The 23,940-nt window shown below is 56.1% G+C and carries 23 protein-coding genes; 10 read left to right on the top strand and 13 right to left on the bottom strand.

Going from position 1 to position 23,940, the window contains the following annotated elements; all coding sequences use genetic code 11:
• Positions 1-9 precede the first annotated feature (9 nt).
• Together ltaE and GJU83_RS04915 are read right to left on the bottom strand one after the other, a co-directional pair.
• The gene (gene ltaE / locus GJU83_RS04920) at positions 10-1,020 is read right to left on the bottom strand and encodes a low-specificity L-threonine aldolase (protein WP_153633840.1); all 1,011 of its coding nucleotides are present in this window, start codon (positions 1,018-1,020) and stop codon (positions 10-12) included.
• Positions 1,021-1,076: 56 nt separating this feature from the next.
• Positions 1,077-3,737: a cation-translocating P-type ATPase gene (locus tag GJU83_RS04915; protein ID WP_153633839.1), complete on the bottom strand. Its 2,661-nt coding sequence runs from the start codon at positions 3,735-3,737 to the stop codon at positions 1,077-1,079.
• Between the two features lie 120 nt (positions 3,738-3,857).
• Here GJU83_RS04915 and radD point away from each other — a divergent pair, with 120 nt between their 5' ends.
• Positions 3,858-5,621, top strand: a complete 1,764-nt coding sequence (gene radD / locus GJU83_RS04910) for a DNA repair helicase RadD (protein WP_153633838.1) — start codon at positions 3,858-3,860, stop codon at positions 5,619-5,621.
• 56 nt (positions 5,622-5,677) lie between these two features.
• Here radD and GJU83_RS04905 read toward each other — a convergent pair whose 3' ends face one another.
• On the bottom strand, positions 5,678-6,085 hold the full coding sequence (locus GJU83_RS04905; protein ID WP_153633837.1) for a hypothetical protein: 408 nt from the start codon (positions 6,083-6,085) through the stop codon (positions 5,678-5,680).
• A gap of 138 nt (positions 6,086-6,223) precedes the next feature.
• On the opposite strand from GJU83_RS04905, the gene GJU83_RS04900 reads away from it, so the two are divergent.
• Complete coding sequence (locus tag GJU83_RS04900) at positions 6,224-7,018, top strand: helix-turn-helix domain-containing protein (RefSeq protein ID WP_228715150.1); 795 nt, start codon at positions 6,224-6,226, stop codon at positions 7,016-7,018.
• Positions 7,019-7,091: 73 nt separating this feature from the next.
• Positions 7,092-7,574, top strand: a complete 483-nt coding sequence (locus GJU83_RS04895) for an FKBP-type peptidyl-prolyl cis-trans isomerase (RefSeq protein ID WP_069184344.1) — start codon at positions 7,092-7,094, stop codon at positions 7,572-7,574.
• 73 nt (positions 7,575-7,647) lie between these two features.
• Here GJU83_RS04895 and GJU83_RS04890 read toward each other — a convergent pair whose 3' ends face one another.
• The 4 genes from GJU83_RS04890 to GJU83_RS04875 all read right to left on the bottom strand — a co-directional run bounded on the left by GJU83_RS04890 (position 7,648) and on the right by GJU83_RS04875 (position 11,610).
• Positions 7,648-9,057 (bottom strand): TRAP transporter large permease, encoded by a 1,410-nt coding sequence (locus GJU83_RS04890; RefSeq protein WP_205632669.1) that lies wholly within the window; start codon positions 9,055-9,057, stop codon positions 7,648-7,650.
• Positions 9,054-9,680 (bottom strand): TRAP transporter small permease subunit, encoded by a 627-nt coding sequence (locus GJU83_RS04885; protein WP_069184343.1) that lies wholly within the window; start codon positions 9,678-9,680, stop codon positions 9,054-9,056. The genes GJU83_RS04890 and GJU83_RS04885 overlap by 4 nt, the downstream gene beginning before the upstream one ends.
• 90 nt (positions 9,681-9,770) lie before the next feature.
• Positions 9,771-10,778 carry a TRAP transporter substrate-binding protein DctP gene (gene dctP, locus GJU83_RS04880; RefSeq protein WP_069184342.1) on the bottom strand — a complete coding sequence of 336 codons (1,008 nt, stop codon included), beginning with the start codon at positions 10,776-10,778 and terminating at the stop codon, positions 9,771-9,773.
• Between the two features lie 238 nt (positions 10,779-11,016).
• Positions 11,017-11,610, bottom strand: coding sequence for an NUDIX hydrolase (locus GJU83_RS04875; protein WP_069184341.1), 594 nt, complete (start codon positions 11,608-11,610; stop codon positions 11,017-11,019).
• A 95-nt stretch (positions 11,611-11,705) separates the two neighbouring features.
• On the opposite strand from GJU83_RS04875, the gene GJU83_RS04870 reads away from it, so the two are divergent.
• Positions 11,706-13,010, top strand: a complete 1,305-nt coding sequence (locus GJU83_RS04870; RefSeq protein WP_069184340.1) for a ferredoxin reductase family protein — start codon at positions 11,706-11,708, stop codon at positions 13,008-13,010.
• 403 nt (positions 13,011-13,413) lie between these two features.
• On the opposite strand, the gene GJU83_RS19070 is transcribed toward GJU83_RS04870, so the two are convergent.
• The gene (locus GJU83_RS19070) at positions 13,414-14,910 is read right to left on the bottom strand and encodes a fibronectin type III domain-containing protein (protein ID WP_227514576.1); all 1,497 of its coding nucleotides are present in this window, start codon (positions 14,908-14,910) and stop codon (positions 13,414-13,416) included.
• Positions 14,911-15,317: 407 nt separating this feature from the next.
• On the opposite strand from GJU83_RS19070, the gene GJU83_RS04860 reads away from it, so the two are divergent.
• On the top strand, positions 15,318-15,695 hold the full coding sequence (locus GJU83_RS04860; RefSeq protein WP_069184337.1) for a nuclear transport factor 2 family protein: 378 nt from the start codon (positions 15,318-15,320) through the stop codon (positions 15,693-15,695).
• A gap of 15 nt (positions 15,696-15,710) precedes the next feature.
• Here GJU83_RS04860 and GJU83_RS04855 read toward each other — a convergent pair whose 3' ends face one another.
• On the bottom strand, positions 15,711-15,914 hold the full coding sequence (locus GJU83_RS04855; protein ID WP_069184336.1) for a hypothetical protein: 204 nt from the start codon (positions 15,912-15,914) through the stop codon (positions 15,711-15,713).
• Between the two features lie 150 nt (positions 15,915-16,064).
• On the opposite strand from GJU83_RS04855, the gene GJU83_RS18950 reads away from it, so the two are divergent.
• A complete protein-coding gene (locus GJU83_RS18950) occupies positions 16,065-16,223 on the top strand; it encodes a PFL_1563 family small protein (RefSeq protein ID WP_167352711.1) in 159 nt (52 codons plus the stop codon).
• Between the two features lie 80 nt (positions 16,224-16,303).
• Here the strand turns inward: GJU83_RS18950 and GJU83_RS04850 are convergent, their stop codons facing one another.
• Together GJU83_RS04850 and GJU83_RS04845 are read right to left on the bottom strand one after the other, a co-directional pair.
• Positions 16,304-16,972, bottom strand: a complete 669-nt coding sequence (locus GJU83_RS04850) for a glutathione S-transferase family protein (protein WP_069184335.1) — start codon at positions 16,970-16,972, stop codon at positions 16,304-16,306.
• Between the two features lie 90 nt (positions 16,973-17,062).
• A complete protein-coding gene (locus GJU83_RS04845) occupies positions 17,063-17,956 on the bottom strand; it encodes a patatin-like phospholipase family protein (RefSeq protein ID WP_069184334.1) in 894 nt (297 codons plus the stop codon).
• A gap of 144 nt (positions 17,957-18,100) precedes the next feature.
• Here GJU83_RS04845 and GJU83_RS04840 point away from each other — a divergent pair, with 144 nt between their 5' ends.
• Positions 18,101-18,556, top strand: coding sequence for a GatB/YqeY domain-containing protein (locus GJU83_RS04840; protein ID WP_069184333.1), 456 nt, complete (start codon positions 18,101-18,103; stop codon positions 18,554-18,556).
• A gap of 39 nt (positions 18,557-18,595) precedes the next feature.
• Here GJU83_RS04840 and GJU83_RS04835 read toward each other — a convergent pair whose 3' ends face one another.
• On the bottom strand, positions 18,596-19,465 hold the full coding sequence (locus tag GJU83_RS04835; protein WP_069184332.1) for a hypothetical protein: 870 nt from the start codon (positions 19,463-19,465) through the stop codon (positions 18,596-18,598).
• A 94-nt stretch (positions 19,466-19,559) separates the two neighbouring features.
• On the opposite strand from GJU83_RS04835, the gene GJU83_RS04830 reads away from it, so the two are divergent.
• The 3 genes from GJU83_RS04830 (at position 19,560) to GJU83_RS04820 (ending at position 21,924) form a co-directional block, all read left to right on the top strand.
• Positions 19,560-20,255, top strand: coding sequence for a hypothetical protein (locus GJU83_RS04830; protein ID WP_069184331.1), 696 nt, complete (start codon positions 19,560-19,562; stop codon positions 20,253-20,255).
• Positions 20,256-20,301: 46 nt separating this feature from the next.
• Entirely contained in the window at positions 20,302-21,021 is a 720-nt protein-coding gene (locus GJU83_RS04825) for a DnaJ domain-containing protein (protein WP_069184330.1), read from the top strand.
• A 108-nt stretch (positions 21,022-21,129) separates the two neighbouring features.
• On the top strand, positions 21,130-21,924 hold the full coding sequence (locus GJU83_RS04820; RefSeq protein ID WP_227514575.1) for a transporter substrate-binding domain-containing protein: 795 nt from the start codon (positions 21,130-21,132) through the stop codon (positions 21,922-21,924).
• A gap of 99 nt (positions 21,925-22,023) precedes the next feature.
• Here the strand turns inward: GJU83_RS04820 and GJU83_RS04815 are convergent, their stop codons facing one another.
• Positions 22,024-23,922, bottom strand: a complete 1,899-nt coding sequence (locus tag GJU83_RS04815) for a PHA/PHB synthase family protein (RefSeq protein WP_069184329.1) — start codon at positions 23,920-23,922, stop codon at positions 22,024-22,026.
• Positions 23,923-23,940 lie beyond the last annotated feature (18 nt).

Raw genomic sequence — 23,940 nt, 5'->3', positions numbered from 1 at the left:
GAGCCCCCTTCAACCCTGGTAGAACCGGCGAATAGCGTCCAACAACCGGTCAACATCCTGGCGGTTGACGTCGAGGTGCGTCACGAAGCGAATGGGGTCTCCCGCCGTGATCAGGATACCCTGGTCAGCCAGGTAGTCTCGCAGCCGCGCGGCTCTGCCGGACGTGCAGCGGGCATAGACGATGTTGGTCTGGGTGCTGGCGGGGTTTATCTCCAGCTGCGGGATGTCGGCCAGGCCGGCGCTCAGGTACTCGGCGTTCTCGTGATCTTCAATCAGCCGAAGCGGCCCTTTCTCCAGGGCGATGCGCCCGGCCGCTGCCAGTATGCCGGCTTGGCGCATGCCGCCACCCACCATTTTACGCAGCCGTGTTGCCCGCTCGATAAAAGCTTTCGAACCCAGTAGCAGCGAACCAACAGGTGCACCCAGTCCTTTTGAAAGGCAAACGCTCACCGAATCGTAGTGCCTGGTGATGTCGGTAACGTCGCAGTTGGATTTCACGGCTGCGTTGAACACCCGGGCGCCATCAAGGTGCAGCAGCAAGCCGTGTTCGTCGCAAAAGGCGCGGGCCGCGCGCTGATAGTCCAACGACAACACTTTGCCACCGATGGTGTTTTCCAGCGAGAGCAGGCGGGTAGGGGCAAAATGGAAATCGTCGGGCTTGATGGCGGCTTTGGCTTTGCCAAGGTCGATGCTGCCATCCGGCTCGTTCTCGATCGGCTGTGGTTGCACGCTGCCCAGCACAGCAGCGCCACCGCCTTCGTAGCGGTAGTTGTGAGCCGACTGACCACAGAGGTACTCGTCGCCCCGGCCACAGTGGCTCATGATGGCCAGCAGGTTGGCCTGGGTGCCGGTGGCGGTAAACAGGGCCGACTCGAAGCCCAGCCGTTCGGCGGCGTAGGCCTGAAGGCTGTTCACGGTGGGGTCGTCGCCATAAACGTCGTCGCCCACCTCTGCGCTGGCCATGGCCTCGCGCATTTCAGGGGTAGGGCGGGTGACCGTGTCGCTGCGAAAATCGATCATGTGTTCAGTGTCCTGAAGAAAACCTGTTCCAAGCTTATCGGGATCTCACCACAGATTCACTGTCGCCGCGTCCTGATCAATACCTTGTGCAGTTCCTCGACAATGACAAGACTCATGGCAAGTGCGAGCAACTGCAGCCATTCCGCTAGGGATATGGGTTGAATCTGCAGGACATCGGAGAGCCCCGGCACATACATGGCACCAATGTGCGCCAGTTGGGCCAGGGGAACCGCCAGCATCAGGAACGGGTTGCGGAACAGAGGAATGCGGAACAGCGAGCGGAATTCCGAGCGGCTGCTGAGCGCGTGAATGTTGCCGAACAGCACCATCAGCATCAGCGTGAGGTTGCGGGCTTCCTCAATGGTGTGGCCCTGGTCGAGCGTCCACTGGAAATTGAGGAAGGCAACAAGGCCCATCCATGAGCCCACCACCAGAACGTGCTCAATAATGTGTTTATCGAACACGGGCTCGTGGGGAGAGCGCGGTTTCACGGACAGTTCGCCGCCTTCCTTCGGCTCGAAGGCGAGGGCCACGTCCTGGAACCCGTTGGCAACCAGATTCAGCCACAGGAGCTGTACCGCGATCATCGGCATTGGCAGACCGGCCATGACACAGAGGAAAAAGAGCAGGATTGCGGAGAAACCGGTAGCCACCAAAAGCCCGATGACCTTGCGGATGTTGTTGTATACCACCCGGCCCTGCTCGATTCCGGCGACAATCGATGAAAAATTATCGTCGGTGACGATCAGGTCGGCCGTTTCCTTGGCCACATCGGTGCCTCGCTTACCCATGGCGATTCCGGCATGGGCCTGCCGCATGGCTGGTGCATCGTTTACACCATCCCCGGTAACCGCCACAAAATGGCCATCCCGCATAAAGCTGTCCACGATCTGGGCTTTTCGGGTGGGTTCTATGCGGGCGAATACCCGGGCGGGGCGAATGAGCTGATCGACGGCCTCCTGGCCTCGAGCGCTGGCTTCATCCAGCATCGGACCTGTTACGACGGTTGCGTCTGCGTCACACAGGCCCAGTTCCTGGGCGATTGATTTCGCGGTCGCAGGGTGGTCTCCGGTGACCATGGCGACCTCAATACCGCCGGTACGACACTTTTCGATGGCGTCGAAGGCTTCATGGCGTAGCGGGTCGATCATGGCAACCATGCCGAGAAAGACCATTCCGGCCATTTCATGGTCGCCGTGTGCGGCGGTTCTCTTCGCAAGGGCAATAATCCTGTAGCCCCGGGAGGCGAGTTCGGTGAATTGACGCTCGAGGGCCGGCTTGTCGATGGCTATGGAGCCGTCCGCCGTGGTCATCCGGTCGCACATGGCCAGCATCTTCTCAGGGCTGCCTTTGGCGTAAATGACGGTTTGATCGCCAACCCGGTTGACCACGCCGCTGTAGGCCTTTTCCGACTCATAGGGGATCAGGGCCACCTGTTCCTGCCGGGTTCGCAGGTCCGTGATGGACATACCCAGTTTCTTGGCCATCACCAGAAAGGCGATGTCGACGATATCTCCCTGGGAAACCCACTCGCCGCCGCTGTAGTCCAGGTGGCTTTCATTGGCGAGGACGCCAGCGACACAGAGTTCCCTGAGTGTTTCCTGGCCTGTCGCATCCATGTCGGTGCCGGAATGCCCAGTGATTTCCCCTCCCGGTGCCACGCCCTCGCCAGTAACCTCGAACTGTCGTCCATCAGGCAGCATAACCCTGCGAATGGTGAGCTCGTTAACGGTCAGTGTGCCGGTCTTGTCGGAGCAGATGAGAGTGCAGGATCCGAGGGCCTCCACGGCGACAAGCTTGCGAATGATGACATTGCGTTTTGCCATTCGGGACATGCCAATGGCCAGGGCAACGGTGAGTGCGGCAGGCAGGCCCTCGGGGATCACCGAAACCGCCAGGCCGATGGTCATGAGGATCATCTCCTCGATGGAATAACCGCCATCCAGGATCATCAGGCCTGCCAGGGCGGCAATAGCCGCCAGAATGCCGAAGGCGACCTGATAGGTGAATTTGCGGATCCGGATCATCAGCGGCGGCTCGGCCGAGGTTTTGCCGGTAACGCCCTGGGCAATCTTGCCAAGCTGGGTCGCCGAGGCGGTAGCGATCACCCGGCCGCGCCCGCGCCCATGGGTGATGATGCTGCCGGCAAAGCACTGGTCAGCGCGGTCAGTCAGCGGGGTACTGTCATCGCTTGTGGTATCGACATTCTTGGCAACCGCCAGGGATTCCCCCGTCAACATGGACTCATCCACTGCCAGGCTGCTGGCGCTGAGTAACTGAAGATCAGCGGGTACCTTGTCGCCCGAGGAAAGCAAAACAATATCGCCCGGAACGATCTCCTCGACGTCAACGGTGACAATCTGGCTGTCCCGAAGCACGTGGGCTGTCCCTTTTATCATTTGCTTCAGCGCAGCCGCCGCCTTCTGAGCCGAAAACTCCTGCACGGTGCCGATGATCGCGTTTATCAGCAGAACAATCAGAATAAAAACCCCGCTCGGGGTCTGGCCGAGGGCAAATGAAACCCCGGAAGCGATCAGGAGGATGTAAATGAAAGGGCTGAGGAACTGCCTGACAAACAACTCCAGAACACCTGGCATTGGAGGGGCAGGCAGCCGGTTGTAACCGAACTCCTCCAGCCGTGCACTGGCCTGCTGGCTGGAAAGCCCGCTCTCAGCAGGATTGGGCGTGATGGGTAGCTCTGGCGCTGCGTCGTTCATGGCGGTCCAAGTTGGCCATTCAGGAAAACGGGACGGATCTCGTCTCGGCCCAAGAGTAAAGGTAATGGCATCTGCTAGTATGGCCAAATTTTCGTTTAGAAGACGGCCAGATACTGCAACATGAATGCTCCTTTCAAATTACGCCCATACCAGCAGGACGCGGTCGATGCCACGCTGAATCATTTCAGAAAGTCCGATGAGTCCGCCGTTATCGTGCTGCCCACTGGCGCCGGCAAAAGTCTGGTGATTGCCGAGCTGGCTCGTCTCGCCCGACGGAAGATTCTGGTGCTGACCCATGTGAAGGAGCTGGTCGAGCAGAATCACGCCAAATATGAAAGTTATGGGCTGGAGGGCGGCGTGTTCTCGGCGGGTCTGAAGCGGAAGGAACGCCACCATCAGGTGACTTTTGCCAGCGTGCAGTCAGTGTCGGCGAATCTCGATCAGTTTCGGGATGAATACTCTCTCTTGATCATTGATGAGTGCCATCGGGTCAGCGGTGAGGAAACCAGTCAGTATCAACGAATCATTGAACTTTTGCGCGAGCAGAATGATTCCCTGAAAGTGCTCGGGCTGACTGCCACACCTTATCGCCTGGCGATGGGCTGGATCTATCGCTACCACTATCGGGGCTTTGTTCGGGGTGAGGATGACAAGCCCTTTCAGCACTGCATTTATGAGCTGCCGTTGAGCTACATGATCAATCGCGGCTATCTCACCCAACCTGAACTCGTGAACGCTGCGGTGGCGCAATACGATTTCTCGGCACTGCCGCAGGATCGCTTTGGCGAGTACGCCGAGAAAGACGTGAACCAGCTGCTGAGCAAGCACAAGCGAGTAACCCGCGCGATTACAGAGCAGGTGATGGAGCTGGCCGCAGACCGGCAGGGCGTTATGATCTTTGCGGCCACGGTGGAGCATGCGCGGGAGATTACCGGGTATCTGCCGGAGCACGAAACCGCATTGGTGACGGGCGCGACCGATCTGAAGGACCGGGACTTGCTGATTCGGCGCTTCAAACAGCGGGAGCTCAAGTATCTGGTCAATGTGTCCGTGCTGACCACGGGCTTTGATGCGCCCCACGTGGACTTCATAGCCATACTGAGGCCTACACAGTCAGCAAGTCTTTACCAGCAGATTGTGGGCCGTGGTCTTCGTCTGGACGAAGGCAAGCGTGATTGCCTGGTGATTGATTACGCCGGCAACCATGTGAACCTGCATCACCCGGAAGTGGGTGAGCCGAAACCGAACCCCGACAGCGAGCCGGTGCAGGTGTTCTGCCCGGGCTGCGGGTTTGCCAACATCTTCTGGGGTAAGGCCGACGATGACGGCCGGGTGATCGAGCATTACGGCCGCCGGTGTCAGGGGCTTCTGGAGACTCTGGTAGGAGATGAATCTGTCGGCGGTAACGGGCGCCCGCAACAGTGCGATTACCGCTTTCGTTTCAAGGAGTGCCCGCACTGCGGCGCCGAGAATGATATTGCAGCGCGCAACTGCCATCTTTGCCAGAAAGCCATTATCGACCCGGACGACCAGCTCCGGGATGCGTTGAAGCTCAAGGATGCTATGGTGATTCGATGTGCCGGCATATCGCTGGGCGCTGACGGCAGCAAGTTGAGGATCACCTATCACGGCGAGGATGGGGAGGAACTCAACGAATCGTTTGATTTCAGCAAATCGGGCCAGCGCACCGTCTTCAACAGGATATTCGGGCGTCGTTTTGCCGATGGACAGGCCCCGAAAGTGTTCAGCTCAGCGGATACGGTGCTTGAATGTCAGGCTCTGTTGCCGGCACCGGATTTCGTGATTGCTCGCAAGCAGAAGCACTATTGGCAGGTGCAGGAGCGGGTTTTTGATTATCGGGGTAGTTTTCGGAAGGCGTATTGAAAACCCAGATTGGGTAAGAAATTACCCAATCTGGGTAGCGTTTTGGGGCTGATCCATCATCCGAACGCAGGCTGGGGTGGCTTACTGCCAGCAATCCGCTTCATCCAAGCCATGTCCAGTGGAACCAGCACGTTCAGGACGAACAGCACCCAGCCCAACGGTTGGAGGCTCGGGGCAAACCAGATCATCAGGCCAAGGGCCAACAGGCTCCAGGTGACATCCACCACTACCATCAGGTTGAGAAACTTTTCCTGCCATTGTTCCTTGCTGGCGATAGCGGCCATCTCCACGCACCACAGCAGCATGACGACGCCGACCACCAGATAGAAAGTTGCGCCAGGGCCACCCGCCCACTGGGCAATCGGCTCAGCAGCCAGGATTAGCGCCAATGCCAGGGGCGTGGAGAGGAAGACATCGCTCAGGATAATTTGCTTGACGCTGAATCGACGGACTAGGTTTTTCATGGGATCACCTCAATCGGGTTTCGCAATGGGTTGGACTACACTGCAAAGCTTCTACCCGGGCGGTGATCTTCTCAATTACCTGTGAGGTAATGGTTTCGCCTACCCTCGGCAAGGATAATGGCCGAATACAAGGAATTTATGGGAAACCCAATGAGCGCCTTCGGTACTCTGTTTAGAGAAATGCGGCAGGGCAAGCGCCTGAGCCAGATGGATTTCGCCCTTGCCTGTGAGGTATCACCCAAACACATCAGCTTTCTGGAAACCGGCCGCAGCAAGCCCAGCAAAGGCATGGTGTTGCATCTGGCGCAGATGCTGCAGACGGATCTGGCCGGAACCAACCGGCTTTTGTCGGCGGCCGGTTACAGCCAGGTTTACTCCGACCAGAATTTGAACGCGCCCGGCATGGCCATGATCCGGGAGGCGCTAGGGCACCTGTTGCAGGGACACCTGCCGTACCCGGCTGTGGTGTTCGACCACGAGTATTATCTGGTGATGGCCAACCAGGCTATGCAGGCGATGATGGCAAGGATGATCGAATTGGGGGCGAAGTTCCCCGCCCGGCCAAACTTTCTGTTGTCGCTACTGGATGAACACGGCATGAAGCCATTCGTGGGGGATTGGGAAAACATCGCCTGCCACATGCTGCAAAGGGTCTATCATGAGCATCTTGCCGGTCCCTTCCGGGATCAGCCCAATCGGTTGCTGGAGCAGGCTCTGACCGTCCCCGACGTCCCCCGGAACTGGAAAAGCCATGTGGTGGAACACCTGGACTATCCTGCGATTCCTTTCACACTGAATCTTGGGGACCAGCAGCTCAGGATCTTTTCCACCATCGCGACCATCGGCACGCCTCTGGATGTCACCGCTCAGAATTTGCGGATTGAGCATTTCTTTCCAATGGATGAGGTGAGTAAGGCATATTGGCAGGGATGAAGCCAATTTCCACTCTGAAGTCAAAGCCGCAGCCGGTTACAATGGTGCATCTTTAAACGTCGAAGAGAATCCTATGCCAATCGAAAAGAACCAGGTCGTCCTGTTCCATTACAGTGTCCGCGATGAACAAGATAGCGTTGTTGAAGACTCCCACGGCGGTGAGCCGAACGCTTACCTCCATGGCCACGGCGGCATCATCAAGGGCCTGGAGGAGGCCCTGGAAGGTCGCGATGCGGGTGATACGTTCAGCGTCACCGTTGCTCCGGATAAAGCCTACGGGCCGCGCAAGCCTGATGCCATCCAGCGCGTTCCGATCAAGCATTTGATGGGCGCCAAACGCTGGAAGGCAGGCATGATTGCGCAGGTTCGGACCGAGCAGGGCCCGCGCCATGTGGTTGTTGCCAAGGTTGGCCATAAGTTTGCCGATGTCGATACCAATCATCCGATGGCGGGCAGGACCCTGACCTTTGATATCGAAGTGATTGACGTGCGCGCCGCGACCTCGGAAGAAATAGCCCACGGTCACGCCCATGGCCCGGGTGGGCACCATCATTGAGAATGTATAGTGGTGTGAGCATGCCGATGGTTGTCATCTCAGACACCCATGGCAAAGCTGGCCCGGCGCATCTTCAGCCGTAGCCCATCATGCCTGGTAACCACAACACGATACCGGGCAGCGCGATCAGGGCGGCGATGGTTAAAACATCCGCCACAAAGAAGGGGGTGCAGCCCCGGAACACGTCCTGCACCGAACACTCTGGACGCACGCCAGCAACAACAAAGCAGTTCAGCCCTATGGGAGGCGTAATCAGGCAGAGCTCTGCCATTTTCACCACAATAATGCCAAACCAGATGGCGCAGCCGGTTCCAGAAACCCCAAAGGCCGATTCGGCGGCAGTCACATCGATGCCCCCATTCAGGGCAATCACTGCGGGGTACACCACTGGCAGAGTCAGCAGTAGCATGCCGATGGCGTCCATAAACATCCCCAGAACGGCGTAAGCGCAGAGAATGAGAAGGAGTGTCAGAAGCGGACTCTGCTCCAGGCTGACGATCCAGTCAGAAAATGCCGTGGGCAGATCGGCGAATCCAAGAAAGCGAACGTAGATGAGAACACCCCAAATGATGGCAAAGATCATGGCAGACAGCTTTGCCGTTTCCATCAGTGAAGCTTTCAGCTCTGGCCACCGACTTCCGTTATAGAGCGCCATGCAGAGAATAACAAATGCGCCAAGGGCACCGGCTTCGGTTGGTGTACCCACGCCCCCATAAATGCAGACCATGATGATTCCAACCACCACGAAGATGGGCATTGCGCCGGGTACTGACTCAAAGCGCTGTTTCCAAGTGTAGCCACGAACAGGCGGGCCAAAGTTCTTGCGGGTGACCGCCATGATTATGACGAGTGCCCCGTAAACAAGGGCTGAAAAGGCACCGGGCAGGAACCCGGCCATCAGCAGCGCACCAACGTCCTGTTCAACGATGATGGCGTAGATGACCAGGATGGCAGAGGGGGGGATAAGCGAAGCCAGTGTGCCGCCGGCAGCGACAACACCCGCGGCGAAGCGCTTGTCATATCCCAGTTTCAGCATTTCCGGCACCGCGATCCGGGCGAAAACGGCAGACGTCGCCACCGATGCACCGGACACTGCTGCGAAGCCTGCGGTGGAGAATACGGTGGCCACCCCCATGCCGCCGGGAAGCCAGCCGACCCAGCGTTTTGCCGCTTCGAAAAGAGATTTAGTGAGACCTGCGTGATAGGCAAGAAAGCCGATCAATATAAAAGCCGGGATCAATGACAGGGCAAGCGAGGAAACCTTTGAATGGGGGATGGTGCCCGCCATTTTCACAGCGACCAGAAAACCCCGGTCGAAACCGAGCTTGGCGGAGAAAATCCATACCAGACCGAGAAAGCCGGCTGTGGCAGCTGCGAAAGCGACTCGAACGCCCAGCAGAACAAAAACCAGCATGGCTCCGGTGACCCAGAGGCCGATGTCGATGGAATCCATGTTGCCCATGGTTTGGAACAGTTCAGTCATGCTGTTTTTTCTTCGTCGTGGCCACTGACGGCACTGGCTTCACGGGCGGCAACGTCGGCCGCTGATTCAACTAGCGGGACCGCTACAGGCTTGTCTCCGCCCTGCTTGAGCGCCCGCATGTAGCCCCAGAGCTGAAGTAACAGGCGCATTGCCAGGATGGTGAGAGCAATTGGAACCACCAGTTTGGCGGGCCAGGTGGGCAAATTGATGTCTAGCGATGAATCACCAATGGTGTAGGCTCGCCAGAAATGCATGTAGCTGCCGTAAATAAGTACAGAGGTGACTGCCAGCATTAACAGTGTTGTAACCAATTCGGTAAACCACAGATAGCGGCCGCGGAATTTTCCAACCAGTATGTCCATACGGATGTGGCCACCCATTCGCTGGGTGTAGGCAATGCCAAGAAAAGCGATGAATGCCATGGCCTGTTCGACCCAATCAACGTAACCACTGATTGGAGATGAAAAAATCCAACGTCCGAGTATGTTGACCGTTGCCAACAAAACCAACAGAAAAATCGCAAAACCGCCGGCCAGGGTGAGTAAGGATTCCAGCCGGAAAAACAGACGGTCCAGACGGCTCAGCGTTGAGTTATCAGCAAGCACAGATGCTGCTGCAGACATGTCAGCCTCCAGTCGGGGAAGGGGTGGTTCCCAAAAAAGATAAACCGGTGCCCGTTCAGTTAGAATCGGGCTCCGGTTTTACGAGTCAGGTTATTGTTCGGCGAAGAGCTTGGCTGTGAAATCGAAAACAGCCTTTGCGTCAAAATCGCCCTTATGGGTTTCGATCCACTCCTGACGGACAGACTCTGCAAGTTCGTTCAGCCGGGCAGTTTGCTCTGCCGTAAAGGTAACTTCCGTAATGTTGGTCTCGTCCTTGGCAGCCTCGAACCTAGCCGTGGTGTTCTGCTCGTAGTTTTCTACGTAATAGTCGAGAGCTTCCTCAACAGAGCCCAGCAGCGCTTCACGATGGGCCGGTTCAAGCATGTCCAAGGCGTCGGTATTGACGACTACCGGGCAATTGGCAGAACCGAGATTGAGGTTAGTTGTAGCCCACTGACCTACCTTGTAAGTTGTGGTGGCCAGGTGTGCATGGGGTGCGAAGGAGGCTGCGTCAATAACTCCGGAATCCATGGCCTGACGTACTTCAGAGAAAGGCACCCCTGTCTTGACAGCACCAAGTTTGCCCAACACGCCCATGATTCCGCCCGGGCCACGGATGCGCATGCCTTCAAAATCGTCCAGAGTCCCGATCGGCTCTCCTTTACCGACGAGGTTGTACTGAGGCAGCGGGGTGGGCATCAACAGAGTGGCATTCCATCGAGCCAGATCTTTCTTGACCTCGGGGTGCTTGAACACTTCCGTGTAGATGTCGCTGATCCGGGACAGAGACACATCTTGTGAAAAAGGCAGCTCGGTTACTGTGATGGTCGGATTCTTGTCGGTGTGGTAAAAGGAGCAGAACTGCGCCATTTCGAAAGCGCCAAATGAAATGCCATCAAGGTTTTCCCTTGCCTTGGATAACCCGCCGTAAGAGATGTTGAGGGTAAACTCCCCATCGGTTTTGGCTTCAACCAATTCGGCGAGTTTCTCGACGTTTTCGGTAAAAGCTCGGCGCTTGCCCCACAAAGATACGTTCCATTCGGTCGCCGCGTGAACATCGGCTGCGATAAAACTGGCTGCGGCCACCGATGCGACCAATGCTGTTTTTATGTTTTTCATGATGCTTCCTTCTGGTCAGTAAGTTGTTGTTATCGGCCATTATGGTGAAGGCGATTGCACTGATGATCAAAACCAGTGCTACTGATTTCGTCTGGAAAGCTTAGGTCACGTTGGCCATCTTGTGCAGTAGTATATTGGTCGGGTAGAACTGAGAATCAGAATGCCGGGCATATTCTGGGGGTTTCGTTGCAGTTAGGCGGCATCGTGCCGCTGGATCAGCGTACTGATTCTCGGCAGGTTACTGCGGTATTTTTGACTTTGCGTTGATGCCTGCTGTCAGCAATTCCTGCAGCATGCTGTAGCTTAATCCCCAGATGCAGGCATCCTGATAGCGGCAGCAGGGCATGTTCAGCGTACCAAGAGGTGTGCGCCAGGGAAGCTGGCTCTGGTTCTCCCCGGCTGCAAGGTAGTCCAGGGGTACCCAGACCGCCCGTTCGACTTCGTGGTTCGGCAAGATCGTCTTCGGCCCGTGCCACTCGAACACGTAGGGAGTGACGACCATAGGGCGCAGGCGGCTGTGGTGTCGGGTGATCAGATCTGACAGTCGGGTTATGTATCGGCCATGGCGGCCAAGATCCATGCCGGTTTCTTCCAGCGTTTCCCGCTCGGCGGCGGCCCGGGCGGATTCATCTTCTGGTTGCAGTCGGCCTCCGGGGAAGGCCATATCGCCGGACCAGGGATCGCCTTCCCGACGCGCCCGCTGGATAAACAGCAGTTCCTCGTGGGCGTTTTCCATTCGCCGAAAGATCAGCGCGACTGACGCTCGGGCAAATCGACGCCGGAAAGGAATTTTTTTGGGGCGCAAATGGTTTACCCAGGACTTCGATTGCACGTAAAGCTGTCCTTTGATGTTTGATGACTATAGTTAAACATATCCTGGACGAGCAGGGTGTTTGCGTTGCGATTTAGTTGGCATAGGTTCTGGAAATGAAGGCGTTTTTTCTGATTGCTGTATATCTTGGTGCTGTCACGTTGCCGTTGATCCTGTCCGCTGCGGTTGGGGGACCTCCGCGCGAATGGCACCAGGAACTCGCCTCGGGTCTGGGCATCCTCGCCTTCTCGATGATCCTTATGGAATTCATTCTCTCCGGGCGTTTCAAGGCCATTTCGAATGGCGTCGGAATGGATGTGACGATGCGGTTTCACCAGATCATGGCCCGTACGGCCCTGGTTTTTGCGCTTGTGCACCCATTTCTCTACCAGGAAACGCCCTCGGGAGGTCCCCGTCCGTGGGATCCCACCCGTGAATTGACGCTCACAACCGATTTTCCCGCGATTTTAAGCGGAATTGGCGCTTTTTTGCTTCTTCCCAGCCTTGTTCTCCTCGCCATCGGCCGGACCCAGCTGGACTATAAATACGAGACATGGCGCCTGATGCACGGGGTCGGCGCGCTTTTGATTGCACTTCTTCTGCTGCACCACACGGTCTATGGGGGACGTTACGGATCAGAGTCAGTGATGACCTGGGTTTGGCTGGCAATGACAGGAGTTGCGGTCGGGTCATTGCTCATGGTTTACCTGTGGGTTCCCCTTCAGCAAAAGGCACGCGCTTGGCGCGTGGTCTCTGTGAACCAGCTGACAACTAAGCAATGGGAATTGACCGTGGAGCCTGAAGGGCATGCGGGGCTGGATTATAAAGCTGGTCAGTTTCTGTGGCTGAATGTGGGGCACAGCTCCTTCTCGCTGAAAGAAAATCCCTTCTCTATTTGTTCGGCACCTGCCGAGGGACCACGGGTATCTTTCATGATCAAAGAGCTCGGCGACTTTACCCGCTCCATTGGCCAGATAGAACCTGGAACCCTTGCCTTCCTTGACGGCCCCTACGGCAATCTTTCTGTTGATGGTCGAGCGGAACCAGGGGTTGCCCTCATTGCCGGGGGAGTAGGACTAGCGCCACTGCTGGGTATGCTCAGGCAAATGCGGGCCACCAACGATCCCCGCAAGGTGAGGTTGATCTACGGTAATCGCGTGATTGATCAGATCGCTCACCGGGAGGAGCTCGGGACCGAGGATGTGGCCTATGTGTTGTCTGAACCACCAGATAACTGGGAGGGCGAGACCGGCTTCATTGATGGCGCGCTGATCGACAGGGTTTTCTCCGAGGAAGAATTCAACGAATGGGTCTTTGTGATGTGCGGGCCTGCACCCATGATGGATGTTGTTGAGGATCACCTGATCAAGCGAGGCGCGCCTTCCCATCACATCCTTTCGGAGCGTTTCAGTTATGACTAATCCCATCAAGCGGGCAAGTCTACGGCGCCGGGTTTCCTGGATCGTCTGGGCAGTAAACATCACGCTGTTCGCGACTCTCCTCGTTTTTGTGTTCCGTTCGGGTCTCTGAAACGCGGGTTCCGTAAACGCGAAAGGGCTGGCAAAGTGTTATGTATTACACCTGACAGGAGACTAGATGACGTTCGAGCACATTGTTCAGATTAACGACCTGACGAAGCCAGAGCTACCGGTCCTGACCCGATGCCCTGTGATCAGTATCTTCATGAAGCGTATGTGGCCACAGACTCGGAAACCATTCAGATCATACGGCAATTGGCGGAGACGGGTGTTTTCTAGTCCCGTCCCCCTCTATCAAACGCGGGTTACTGCCCCTATGTTCCCGGATAGCTATCGTGGTTGAACGCTATATTTCCTTTGACACGACGGCCGACCAATCACTGAACATGCCCTCCACATCTACTGTACGAATCGTGAAATACCATACACCGTTTTCAAGACCTTCAACGGTGAACTTCATGGTCGATGCTGAACTGATCTCAACTTTGCCGGTCATTGCTGTAATGTTATTGGTTTGGCCATATCGGATTTCGTAGCCATCCAACTCGCCCATTGAAATGCTCTCTCCATTCTCTCTGGTCAACGGCGCATTCCATGACAGTGTTGCAGTGCCGAGAGCAGGTTCTGGCTCAGGAGCAGGTCCTGGCTCAGGAGCAGGCTCTGGTTCCGGGGCAGGCTCTGGCTCGGGTGCAGGCTCTGGTTCCGGGGCGGGCTCTGGCTCAGGGGTAGGCGTTGGCTCAGGGGCAGGCTCTGGTTCCGGGGCAGGCTCTGGTTCAGGAGCAGGCTCCGGCTCCGGAGTAGGTTCTGGCTTCGGGGTAGGCTCTGGCTCAGGAGTGGGCTCCGCAAGCTCCATTGACCGTCGCGCCAGGGAATCAGCCGCGTTCGCCAACGTTGCTGCATCAATCCCCCCACCTTTTTGATCAGCCAGAGCACTCGCCTGCGCACTGGCGGCCAGCAACAGTAGCTCGCGGCTGAGTCCCATGCCATTCTCGCCGCCGCTAGCTGGAAGCTCGCCAGACGACCGAATGGACTCAAGTGCAGCATTGATCACGTCGCCAACGTTGCTCCAACGGCTATCCGCAGCAAGTGAAAGAAAAGCAGCGTTTACCAGTGCAAGTTCAAGCTCTGGCTGGCTGGCATCCAGCGACGCCGGATGAGTAAGGCTCAAAGGTTGCTTTGCCATCGTTCCCTCAGGGATACCGAACCAGGACTCTACGGTCGTGGTTGCCCGATCAAAACCCTCTGCTGTTAGTGCAACGTCTTGCCGTTTTGCCAGTTCCACTGCCAACGTGCTTAACGGTGTGAGATAGGCGCGTTGAACACCATCTACTGCGCTGAGACTTGAAAGCTTCAGGTTGTTGCCCGGAGAGAATGGTTCGCCAAATGCGGCCATACTACTGGTGCCCGCATGCCGGCAACCCTCGCTTACATCGCAAACCATTTCCGTCGCGGTATCCGAAGAGAGTTCAAGCACTACGATTTCGCCGCCGCCCGCGTGCGATGGCGCATTGAATGAGAGCGTAAATTCTCCGTTTTCTTCGGTACGAATGGGGTGGGTTAGTATTGTGAGTTCCCTATCTGTTACGGCTTGTTTCATTGACGCCGAGATCAATCCGTTACTGATCGCTCCTTTCATGGCAACGCCGCTGATTTCTATTAATTCGCTACTTTGTGAGTCTGAATTGCCGGTGTTGCCAACTGCGCTGTCGCTGTCACTGGAGCAGCCGGTGAGGGTGAATAAGCACGTGATAAAAAACGCGCCCAACCTCATAACATTTGGAGAACCCATGAAAGCTCCGTTGAATAAAAAATGAGCGAAGAGTCTATCCGGGAGCTTTGTCAAATTGTGTTAAATGATGTCTAACAAAGGTATGAGAAAAAGCGGCGAATACGCGTGATTTTTGCCGGCTGAACGGGTCTGTTTTGGCGCACTATCTCTGCGAAAGCTCGCTCAGAATTTTCTGAAGAAATGTTGAAACAAACATTTAGATTTCCGAGCTAAAGTGAATTAGATAGTGCTATGCCGCGGGCAAGGTCTTCGAAAAACGATGAACAAATATCAATGTGGATATCGAAAGCTTATTAAACCTTATTAATGGTTGATGGTTTTGCTGCTAATCCAGGCAACTGATCAGCACCTGCACTGATTTCCATTACTGAGTGACTCTGTTGCTGCAGGCCCTGATAGGCTAATGTCCAAGTTAAGTGGGGCCAGTTTAGATTATGAGTTCCTGATTCTGGAGAATGGTCATGCAGCCAAAGGACATTGTGGCTCAGTTCATTGAAAACATTCGTGCCCAGCGGTTAGATGAGGCCAAGGATCTGCTTGCTGAAGAGGGCTTTGAGTACGTGGGGCCCAACATGCGATTCTTGAACCGGGACGACATGTTGGCCTACCAGTTCGGTATGTTTGCCATTCAGAAAGACCTGGTTCTACGGCAACTGAGTGCCGACGGTGAGCACGTGTTTGCGATCCTGGATTACCGCACTTACTTCGAGCCGATTGGTGATGTGCGCCTGGCAATCTGGTGTCGCGTAAGGGAGCAAAAGATCCAGTGCGTTGAAACTTTCTATAACGCAGCGGTGATTGAAAATATGCTGGGTGGGAGTCTGCCTGCAGCGGAGTGACCGAACCCTCGAACTTCAGAGCTCTACAAACCGGGGCACGACCATGAGTACGACACCTACGGCCAGCATTTCCCATGCACTACTGGCCAGATAAGGATAGATGATCATGGCAATGCCGCAGTATCGGGTGACGATGTTTTTCGTTCGCCGGCCATACATGAAATACCCGAAGCCGATGCAGCCGAACAGCAGCGCCAGCAAGATGTCAGCGGTTTCCATGCAATGAATTCCTCCGTTCTGTTTCACCGTAAAGATTGTTGCTGAGGCGCGCCAGGAACGCGGCCTTTAGGAAGCGAACAATTTTTAGCCACATCGGGTATAATGAACGGATTATGCTGTAAAACAAGCCACCTTGACCTGGATACCAACATGAGCAAGAAAAACGAGAAAGCTACCCTGACCTCCGCCGAAATTGAGGAGCAGACTGCCGCCTTTTTGAAAGCGGGTGGATCTGTCGAATATGTCGGCAAGGGCCAGAGCGGACAAGTTTCCTCCACAGGTTCAAAGCAGATCAGCCTAAAAAAGTAACGCGCGGCTCAAACCCATTGACGAGCTCACTCCGATGGGTACCAGTGTGTGAATAGTTTCGACATGACTGTACCGCCTCTTCAGGCAAAGTCGTAGTCACCGCCTTTCTCAAGTGCTTTCTGATAAGCCGGCCTGGCGTGAACCCGTTTCACCCAGCCGGTGATGTGAGGCCGGTTCTTACCGACAATGCCCCTGGCTACCGAGGCTTCAAGCGGGAAGCTCATCTGGATATCTGCAGCGCTCAGTTTGTCACCCAGGAACCACGTGTTCTTCGCGAGGTGGCCTTCCACAAAGTCCAGATGGGTCTTGATCATCGGGCCGATGAAGATTTCATTGGTTTTGTCTGAAATGCCCTTGGCGACCGGTTTAATAAAGAACGGCATCGGGCTGGTTTTGACCTTTTCAAACACCAGGCGCATGACCAGAGGGGGCATCAGTGAGCCCTCGGCATAGTGCAGCCAGTAGGTGTAGTCGAGCCAGGCTTGGCCGCCGCTCTCGGGCAGCATGGTGTCTTTGCCGTAGGTGTGGGCCAGGTATTCAATGATGGCGCCGGATTCGGCTACCACCAGATCGCCGTCGGTAATCACCGGGGATTTGCCCAGCGGGTGAACCTTCTTCAGGCTTTCAGGCGCCAGCATGGTTTTGGGATCACGCTGATAATGCTTGATCTCATAGGGCACACCCAGCTCTTCCAGCATCCAGAGAACGCGTTGTGAGCGGGAATTGTTCAGGTGGTGGACGGTAATCATGCGCAAGCTCCGTTCGCATCGAAAAATGATCAGGTGTGAAGAGTAGGCTTCAAAAAGCGTTTTGGTTCACCGCTGGCGATGATTAAGTCGCTAATGTCGATTGCGCACCGCAAAGCCGTTGCGTTTGAGCTCCTTGAGAATCTCGGGCACCTTGAATGGCATCAACGTACGGGTTGTTTTCAGAAGGCTGATCGCAACGTGCATTCGCTTGTACCAGAGCACCCGGCGGATCTTTTTCTTCATGGGGTGATAGCCTTCCAGGTACAGTTCCTCAACACGGTCTGCATTGTTGGTTAGGCTGTAGCCGCTCAGGTCCAGAGGCACGGCTATGTCGGCGTTCTTGAGTTGCTTGCGGGTGTTGAAATCGATGCCAATGTTGATGGCGTTGGTGATCACATCGAAGGTGTTATCAGGCTTCGGGTATCGGCTGACATGGCTGAGATCAACTGCCACAGTGATGCCGGCCCCCATTTGCGCCAGTGGTGAAATCGGCACATTTTCTACCAGCCCGCCGTCCACCAGTGTTCTCCCATCGATCTCTACCGGTACAAACAGGCCGGGCACCGCCATGGACGCGCAAACAACGTCCGCCAGGTTGCCCTCCCGAAAGATCAACTGTTCGCCGGTTTCTATATCCGTTGCGCAGATGGCCAGTGGAATCTTGGCGTCTTCGATCCGGACATCCCCGAGATCCCGATGGATCATCTCGCGAACGGTATTGGTGCTGAAAAGCCCGCCGCGCTCGAAGGTAAAGTTGATGATTTTCGAGAGGTTCAGGGTTGAGCAGATGGAAAGGATGGACTCCGCCGGGCGGCCAAAGGCGTAGTAGCTCGCTATGAGGGCGCCGGCGCTTGTGCCCGAAATACAGTGAATCCTGATTTGCTCTTCCTCGAAGGCTTTGAGCACACCTATGTGCGCAATGCCCTTGGCAGCGCCACCTCCCAGAGCCAGACCGATGCGGGTATTAAACGGGTTGAGTTTCATAGCTTAATGATCACGGTGCGTAGATTCGGAAACGAAAGGTTATCTGCATTCTACAGTGCAGCGGACTTCATGGAATGCATACCCTTTGTATTATTCCGGAATCGTCCCCATAAACGTTAAGTCCCAAACAATAGGAGATCGGAAATGACGGCACCAACTCTGAAGGAACAACTGAACAACGCGGTAAAGGAGGCAATGCGCAACAAGGATAAAACCCGTCTGGTTACCTTGCGCATGGCCCAGTCTGCCGTAAAGCAGATCGAGATTGATGAACGCCGCGAGCTCAACGATGAAGATGTTCTGAAGGTGCTCGACAAGATGCTCAAACAGCGCCGCGATGCCGCGAGCCAGTATGATGATGCCGGCCGCGAGGAACTGGGTGACAAAGAGCGCGCCGAAATGGTGATCATTGAAGAGTTCATGCCCGCGGCCCTGAGCGAGGATGATCTGGATGGTTTGATCCGAATGGCCATCAGTTCAACCGATGCCCAGGGGATGCAGGACATGGGCAAAGTGATGAACGAGCTTAAGCCCCAAGTGCTTGGTCGGGTTGAAATGGGGCATTTGAGCAAGAAGGTGAGGTCTGCGCTGGCGGGTTGAGCGCCGGCGTTTGCCTACTCGCGGGCATTAATGCCCCGGTTACCAGTCCAGCCTGAGGCTGGCGAGCAGGGCATCGCCCAGTTTAAGATCCTCCGTGCCCGTGTTCAGGTCTTTGTACCGGACACGGGTATTGACGCTGGCGCCGACGCCAAGAATCACCGCCGGCCAAGCCCTGCGCCCGTCGTAGGCCCGGTATTCAAGTTCCGTTCTCCACTCCCGCAAATACAGAGCGCTTTCCACTTCCCTGGTTTGGTCAAGCGTCGCCCAACGGTCCCCGTTTCGTTCCACTCGAAACTCCCAGCGGTGCCCGGGGCTTTGCCATTTCAGTAAAACCGGCAGGTCGAGCAGCCAATGCCCGCTTTCATTGCTTTGTTTCCAGCGAATTCGGGGAAGCCAGCGGAAGGACCCGAACCGATGGTCGCCGCCGATCCCGATGCTCAATGGGCTTGTTTCATCCATTGCCCGGAATAGTGCGATGCGGCCGTTAAACACGTCACTGTGAAAGTCCCGGTACTTGAACATGTTGGAGGTTCCGGCAACGCCGGCCCGTGCTTCCACGCGGTAAAGCCGATGTTGCCAATCGCCACCGAAGGTCAACCGATGGAGGTGCCCGTTGTGGGCCGGTTCGCCTGTGCGGATTCTCAGTGGCTGGTAATCGTAATCGATGCCGAAGGTGCTCGCAGAGTTCTGCTGTTGCCAGCCCAGGCCGCGCTGCGAGCGGGTCACCTCGCTGGCAGATGGCAGATCCTCTGGCCAATCGTAAGCTTGCCACTGGCGATAGAGCAGATAAAAAGAGTTTGAGGCCTGCGCCTTGCAGGGTATTGCGAGGATGGCAACAAGGAACGGCGCCAGAAGGCAAAAACGGAGTCTGGCCAGGTTCCTGATTCGGTACCAACGCTCTGCATCCACGATGCCCCGCCTCTTGCCAAACCTGTGAATTGAGCAATCTATGCCCTACTATTTTAGCGTCAGATTCTGCAATCGCTGCGATTTTCAGGAGCCCATGGCCGATAAAGATTTAAGAATCCGATCCGACAAACAGGCGATCGATCAGTTTATTAACGAGGTTCGCTCGCTGCCTAAACAGGGTGGCGGCCAGGGGCGTCTGATTTTCGCGCTGGACGCAACCGCAAGCCGGGAGGCAACCTGGGACCAGGCCTGTCATCTGCAGAGCGAACTGTTTATGGCAACCCGGGATCTGGGCGGTCTGGCCATTCAGCTTTGCTACTATCGTGGCTTCGGTGAGTTCAAGGCTACGGGGTTTGTGACCGAGACGGGGCAACTGCTGAACCTGATGAACGGCGTGTCCTGCCTCGGTGGCCGAACCCAGATCAGCCGGGTGCTGGCCCACGCGGTGAAAGAGACTCGCACAAACCCCGTCAAGGCGGTAGTGTTTATCGGCGATTGCTGCGAGGAACCGGTAGACGAGCTCTGCCATACCGCCGGGGAATTGGGCATGCTGCGCACGCCGGTATTTATGTTTCATGAAGGCAGTGACGCCCATGCCAGGGCGGTCTTCCAGCAGGTGAGCAAGCTCTCCGGTGGCGCGTACGCGCCCTTTGATCGGAACAGCCCAGAGGTTCTGAAGGATCTTATGGCGGCGGTTGCGGTCTATGCTTCCGGGGGAGCCAAGGCCCTGCAGGACTTTTCAAGCCGCAGTTCCCCGGAAGTGAAGCGCCTGACGAAACAGATCCGATAGTGCTTCTGGAAATCCATTCAAGGGCCGGTGTGCCCGGGGTATCTGAGTGCCGTTAACGCTTGTTGCTATCGTTGTCGCGGTTGTTGCCTGGGTGTGGTTGCGCAATCAGCCAGCCAGCCAACGTAATGCAGCCATTCTCAAACTCGCTTTGTTGGTCGGTATCGGGATCGTGGTCGTTCTCGCCGTAACCGGACGCCTGCATTTTGTGTTCGCCGGGTTGGCGTTTCTTTATCCGCTGTTGCGTCGATTGCTGCCCTCACTGTTGCGCGGTGGACTGGGTGGTATGGCTGGCGGAGCTCAAGCCAAATCCGGCAATCAATCTCACGTGGCCAGTGACATCCTGGAAATGACCCTGGACCACGATTCCGGAACCATGAGTGGCAGAATCATAAAGGGGCCCATGGAGGGCCGTGAGTTGTCAGATTTGAGCGAGAGCGAGTTCCTGGAACTGCTGCGCTATTGCCGGGTGCAGGACGAAGACTCCGCCCGGCTCCTGGAAAGCTATCTGGATCGCCGGTTCGGTGATTCCTGGCGACAGGATGATGAGGGCGCCTCCGAAGGCGCGGAGTCAAGCGGAAATGGCAACGCCGGAGGTCCTCTGACCGAGAGCGAAGCGCTGGATATCCTGGGGCTGGAGCCCGGCGCGAGCCGCGACGAGATTATCAAGGCCCATCGCCGGATGATGCAGAAGCTACACCCGGATCATGGCGGCAGCAATTATCTGGCGGCGCGCATCAATGAAGCCAAGGAGTGTTTGCTGGGCTGAAGGACGGCCCGGTTTGCAGGCGTTTTTCCAGAGTCGGTTGCCTGTGGTGACGGTAAGCGATATTGTTCAAAAATTGGACTTCTCTGGGCCTGGGGGAGAGCGCCTCGGTTGAAGACATCGACGCTGATCTCGTGGATCTTGCTTTTTATACTCGGCTTGCCCCAGTTCGGGCTCGCCGAGTCTTTAAAGCGGCTGAAAGTACTCGCGCCCGAAATCCCGGGCGCAGCCGAGCCAAATCTCGAAGGGCGTGATATAGAGCTGGTTCTGGCGACGTTCGAGGAGTGCGGCTTCAGTGCCCAATTCGTTATGCAGCCCTACGAGCGGCATGCGCGTACTTACCGGGAACGTCAGGACTTCGATGCCATTATGACTGTGCCTCTGCACTGGCGTCTTCCCGGGTACTCCACATCTGCCTACATCTGGTATCAGAACGGAGCCTTCTATAAACATTCGCGTGTCGGGCCGATTGAGCGTATCAAGGATCTGGCCGGGCTTAACGTGGTGACTTTCCGTCAGGGTGTTGATGTTCTGGGGATCAGCAACAATGTCCCGGAATTCGCCTCTCTTACAGAGATTGCCGATCAGACTATTCACTCACGGCTACTCTTCATGGGGCGGGTCGATGCGATTCTGGCTGATGGATTTGTGGTGGCTGAGGTCAATCGAAGAATATTTCGTGAGAAGCGTCGTGGTGAGAACTGGCCCTCGCAGTCGGATACCTTTCGATTTGCACCTATATTTAACCCTGCTCCGCACAAAATGGTGTTTCGGGACCCTGAACTTGCCGCTGCATTCGACCAATGCTTCGATGATTTGCGGAAATCAGAGGTGATCGCTGACATCAATCAGAAATACATCGACAAATACCAGCATGTATTGCGTTTCAGGTATCTGGCACGGTAACTGCGGACCGGTTTGGCTTTCCCGAGAAGCCCCTGGGGGGCCTCATCGCAAACTTTCTCCGCAAACTTGTTATCTCATGTTCTAGATTGCTCCGCCATTTCACTGGCTGACTTTTTCGGCTACCCGGGATTTTTGCTTGCCGGATGCCGTTTTTTTGCGCGGTGATGGTTGTCGCTTCCTGACTGCTGGCGTGGGAGGTGCCGGCTCATTCCGCAAATAGGAACCTGGAGCCGGCTCGATGACTGGCAGATTTCTCTCTCCCGGAGTGCGGGCTTGCACTTCGCCGCCACCGAATTGTTCCGCCCACGCCACCCAATCGGGCCACCAGGAACCTTCAAACTGCTCGGCACCTTCCAACCATTCATCCGGGTTTGCTGGGTTGTCTTCGTTCAGGCGATAACCGTACTTTTTCTTCTCGGGTGGATTGATGATTCCGGCAATATGTCCCGAACCGCCGAGTACAAAACGCAGTGGCCCGCCCAGGTTGCGCGCGCCTTTGTAGCAGGAAACCCACGGCGCGATGTGGTCTTCAATGGCGGATGCGAAATAGCTTGGAATCTTCACCTTTCTCAAGTCGATTGGCGTGCCCGCCAGGGCAATGCCGCCGGGCTCACGCAGCCGATTGTTCAGATACATATTACGCAGGTAAAAACTGTGCATGGCCGCAGGCATGCGCGTGGCATCCGAGTTCCAGTAAAGGAGATCAAAGGGCGCGGCGTCACGACCCAGGAGGTAGTTGTTGACGAAGAACGACCATATCAGACTGTTGGCCCGAAGCATGTTGAAGGCCGTTGCCATGGAGGCGCCTTCAAGATAGCCCTGTTTGTTCATAGCCCTTTCTATTTTCGCAATAGAATCCTCGTCGATGAAGACTTCGAGATCGCCAACATCTGAGAAATCCATCATGCTGTTGAGAAACGTCGCGCTTTTGACCCGGTCGTCGCCACGAGCGGCCAGCCAACCGAGCGTGCAACCCAGCAGGGTGCCGCCGATGCAGTAACCCACGGTGTTGACTTCGCGCTCACCCGTTGCCTGCTCAATAGCATCCATGGCGGCGACCGGACCTTCGAGCATGTAGTCTTCAAAGGTCTTGTGCGCCAGCTCTGGGCCGGGATTGACCCAGGAGACCACAAACACAGTGTGTCCCTTCTCTACCCAATAGCGGATGAAGGATTTTTTCTCGCCAAGATCGAGGATGTAGTACTTGTTGATCCAGGGCGGAATCACCAACAGAGGCCGACGATGTACAGTTTCGGTGGTAGGCCGGTATTGGATGAGTTGCATCAGATCGTTCTGTAACACCACGTCGCCGGGTGTGTTGGCCAGATTGTCGCCCACCTCAAAGGCGTCCGGGTCGGACATGCGAAACGGCATCGGGCCCTTTCCCTCGTCCAGATCACGTAACAGGTTCGCCAGTCCACGCAGCAGGTTTTTACCGCGTGTCTTGACAGTAGTTCGCAACACTTCCGGATTGCTCAGAACGAAGTTGCTGGGGGCGAGGGCGTCGGTCATCTGGCTGGTGAAAAAGCGGACTTTCCGTCTCTCGTGATCGTCCATGTCCCGGACATCATCAATGGTGTCCATTACCCAGCGTGTTGTTAATAGATAGGCCTGCTTGAGGGCGTTGAAGGCGATGACGTCGTTCCAGGCCTGGTCACGGAACCGACCGTCGCCAGGCTCTGGTTCTGCTACGGTCAAAGGTTTCTTGCCAATACCGCTGGCGAGAAGGCCGGACCAGAACAGACTGGTGTCCTTGAACAGTCGCATCTGCGCGAACAGAAGTGTGTCGGGTTGGGTTGCAAGCTTGCCAGTCAGGGTAACGAAGGGCCTGGCCATGCTACTCACGCTGGCGGGGTTCGGCGGGCCACCGCGTAATCGGCGCATGACAGAGCGCTTGAGCAGACGGCCACCATGAATACCTACTCGTGCCAGAGAGCGGCTTACCACATTGGGTTCGAAGTCAGGCGTTGTTTGCTTTTTTATTGGTTTATCAGCCATTTTTTCGCCTTCTGCTTT

The sequence above is a fragment of the Marinobacter salsuginis genome (genome assembly GCF_009617755.1).
GTDB lineage: Bacteria > Pseudomonadota > Gammaproteobacteria > Pseudomonadales > Oleiphilaceae > Marinobacter > Marinobacter salsuginis.
The sequence above is the reverse complement of the archived record's forward strand: the minus strand, read 5'-3'. Positions and strand labels throughout refer to the sequence as shown.

Coding starts and splice junctions, on each gene's coding strand:
- GJU83_RS04870 (WP_069184340.1), top strand. CDS start 11,706: ATGAAGGCGTTTTTTCTGATTGCTGTATATCTTGGTGCTGTCACGTTG.
- GJU83_RS04895 (WP_069184344.1), top strand. CDS start 7,092: ATGCCAATCGAAAAGAACCAGGTCGTCCTGTTCCATTACAGTGTCCGC.
- GJU83_RS04845 (WP_069184334.1), bottom strand. CDS start 17,956: ATGAAACTCAACCCGTTTAATACCCGCATCGGTCTGGCTCTGGGAGGT.
- GJU83_RS04860 (WP_069184337.1), top strand. CDS start 15,318: ATGCAGCCAAAGGACATTGTGGCTCAGTTCATTGAAAACATTCGTGCC.
- GJU83_RS04915 (WP_153633839.1), bottom strand. CDS start 3,737: ATGAACGACGCAGCGCCAGAGCTACCCATCACGCCCAATCCTGCTGAG.
- GJU83_RS04815 (WP_069184329.1), bottom strand. CDS start 23,922: ATGGCTGATAAACCAATAAAAAAGCAAACAACGCCTGACTTCGAACCC.
- radD (WP_153633838.1), top strand. CDS start 3,858: ATGAATGCTCCTTTCAAATTACGCCCATACCAGCAGGACGCGGTCGAT.
- GJU83_RS04855 (WP_069184336.1), bottom strand. CDS start 15,914: ATGGAAACCGCTGACATCTTGCTGGCGCTGCTGTTCGGCTGCATCGGC.
- GJU83_RS04885 (WP_069184343.1), bottom strand. CDS start 9,680: ATGTCTGCAGCAGCATCTGTGCTTGCTGATAACTCAACGCTGAGCCGT.
- GJU83_RS04890 (WP_205632669.1), bottom strand. CDS start 9,057: ATGACTGAACTGTTCCAAACCATGGGCAACATGGATTCCATCGACATC.
- ltaE (WP_153633840.1), bottom strand. CDS start 1,020: ATGATCGATTTTCGCAGCGACACGGTCACCCGCCCTACCCCTGAAATG.
- GJU83_RS04830 (WP_069184331.1), top strand. CDS start 19,560: ATGGCCGATAAAGATTTAAGAATCCGATCCGACAAACAGGCGATCGAT.
- GJU83_RS18950 (WP_167352711.1), top strand. CDS start 16,065: ATGAGCAAGAAAAACGAGAAAGCTACCCTGACCTCCGCCGAAATTGAG.
- GJU83_RS04840 (WP_069184333.1), top strand. CDS start 18,101: ATGACGGCACCAACTCTGAAGGAACAACTGAACAACGCGGTAAAGGAG.
- dctP (WP_069184342.1), bottom strand. CDS start 10,778: ATGAAAAACATAAAAACAGCATTGGTCGCATCGGTGGCCGCAGCCAGT.
- GJU83_RS04850 (WP_069184335.1), bottom strand. CDS start 16,972: ATGATTACCGTCCACCACCTGAACAATTCCCGCTCACAACGCGTTCTC.
- GJU83_RS04900 (WP_228715150.1), top strand. CDS start 6,224: ATGGGAAACCCAATGAGCGCCTTCGGTACTCTGTTTAGAGAAATGCGG.
- GJU83_RS04905 (WP_153633837.1), bottom strand. CDS start 6,085: ATGAAAAACCTAGTCCGTCGATTCAGCGTCAAGCAAATTATCCTGAGC.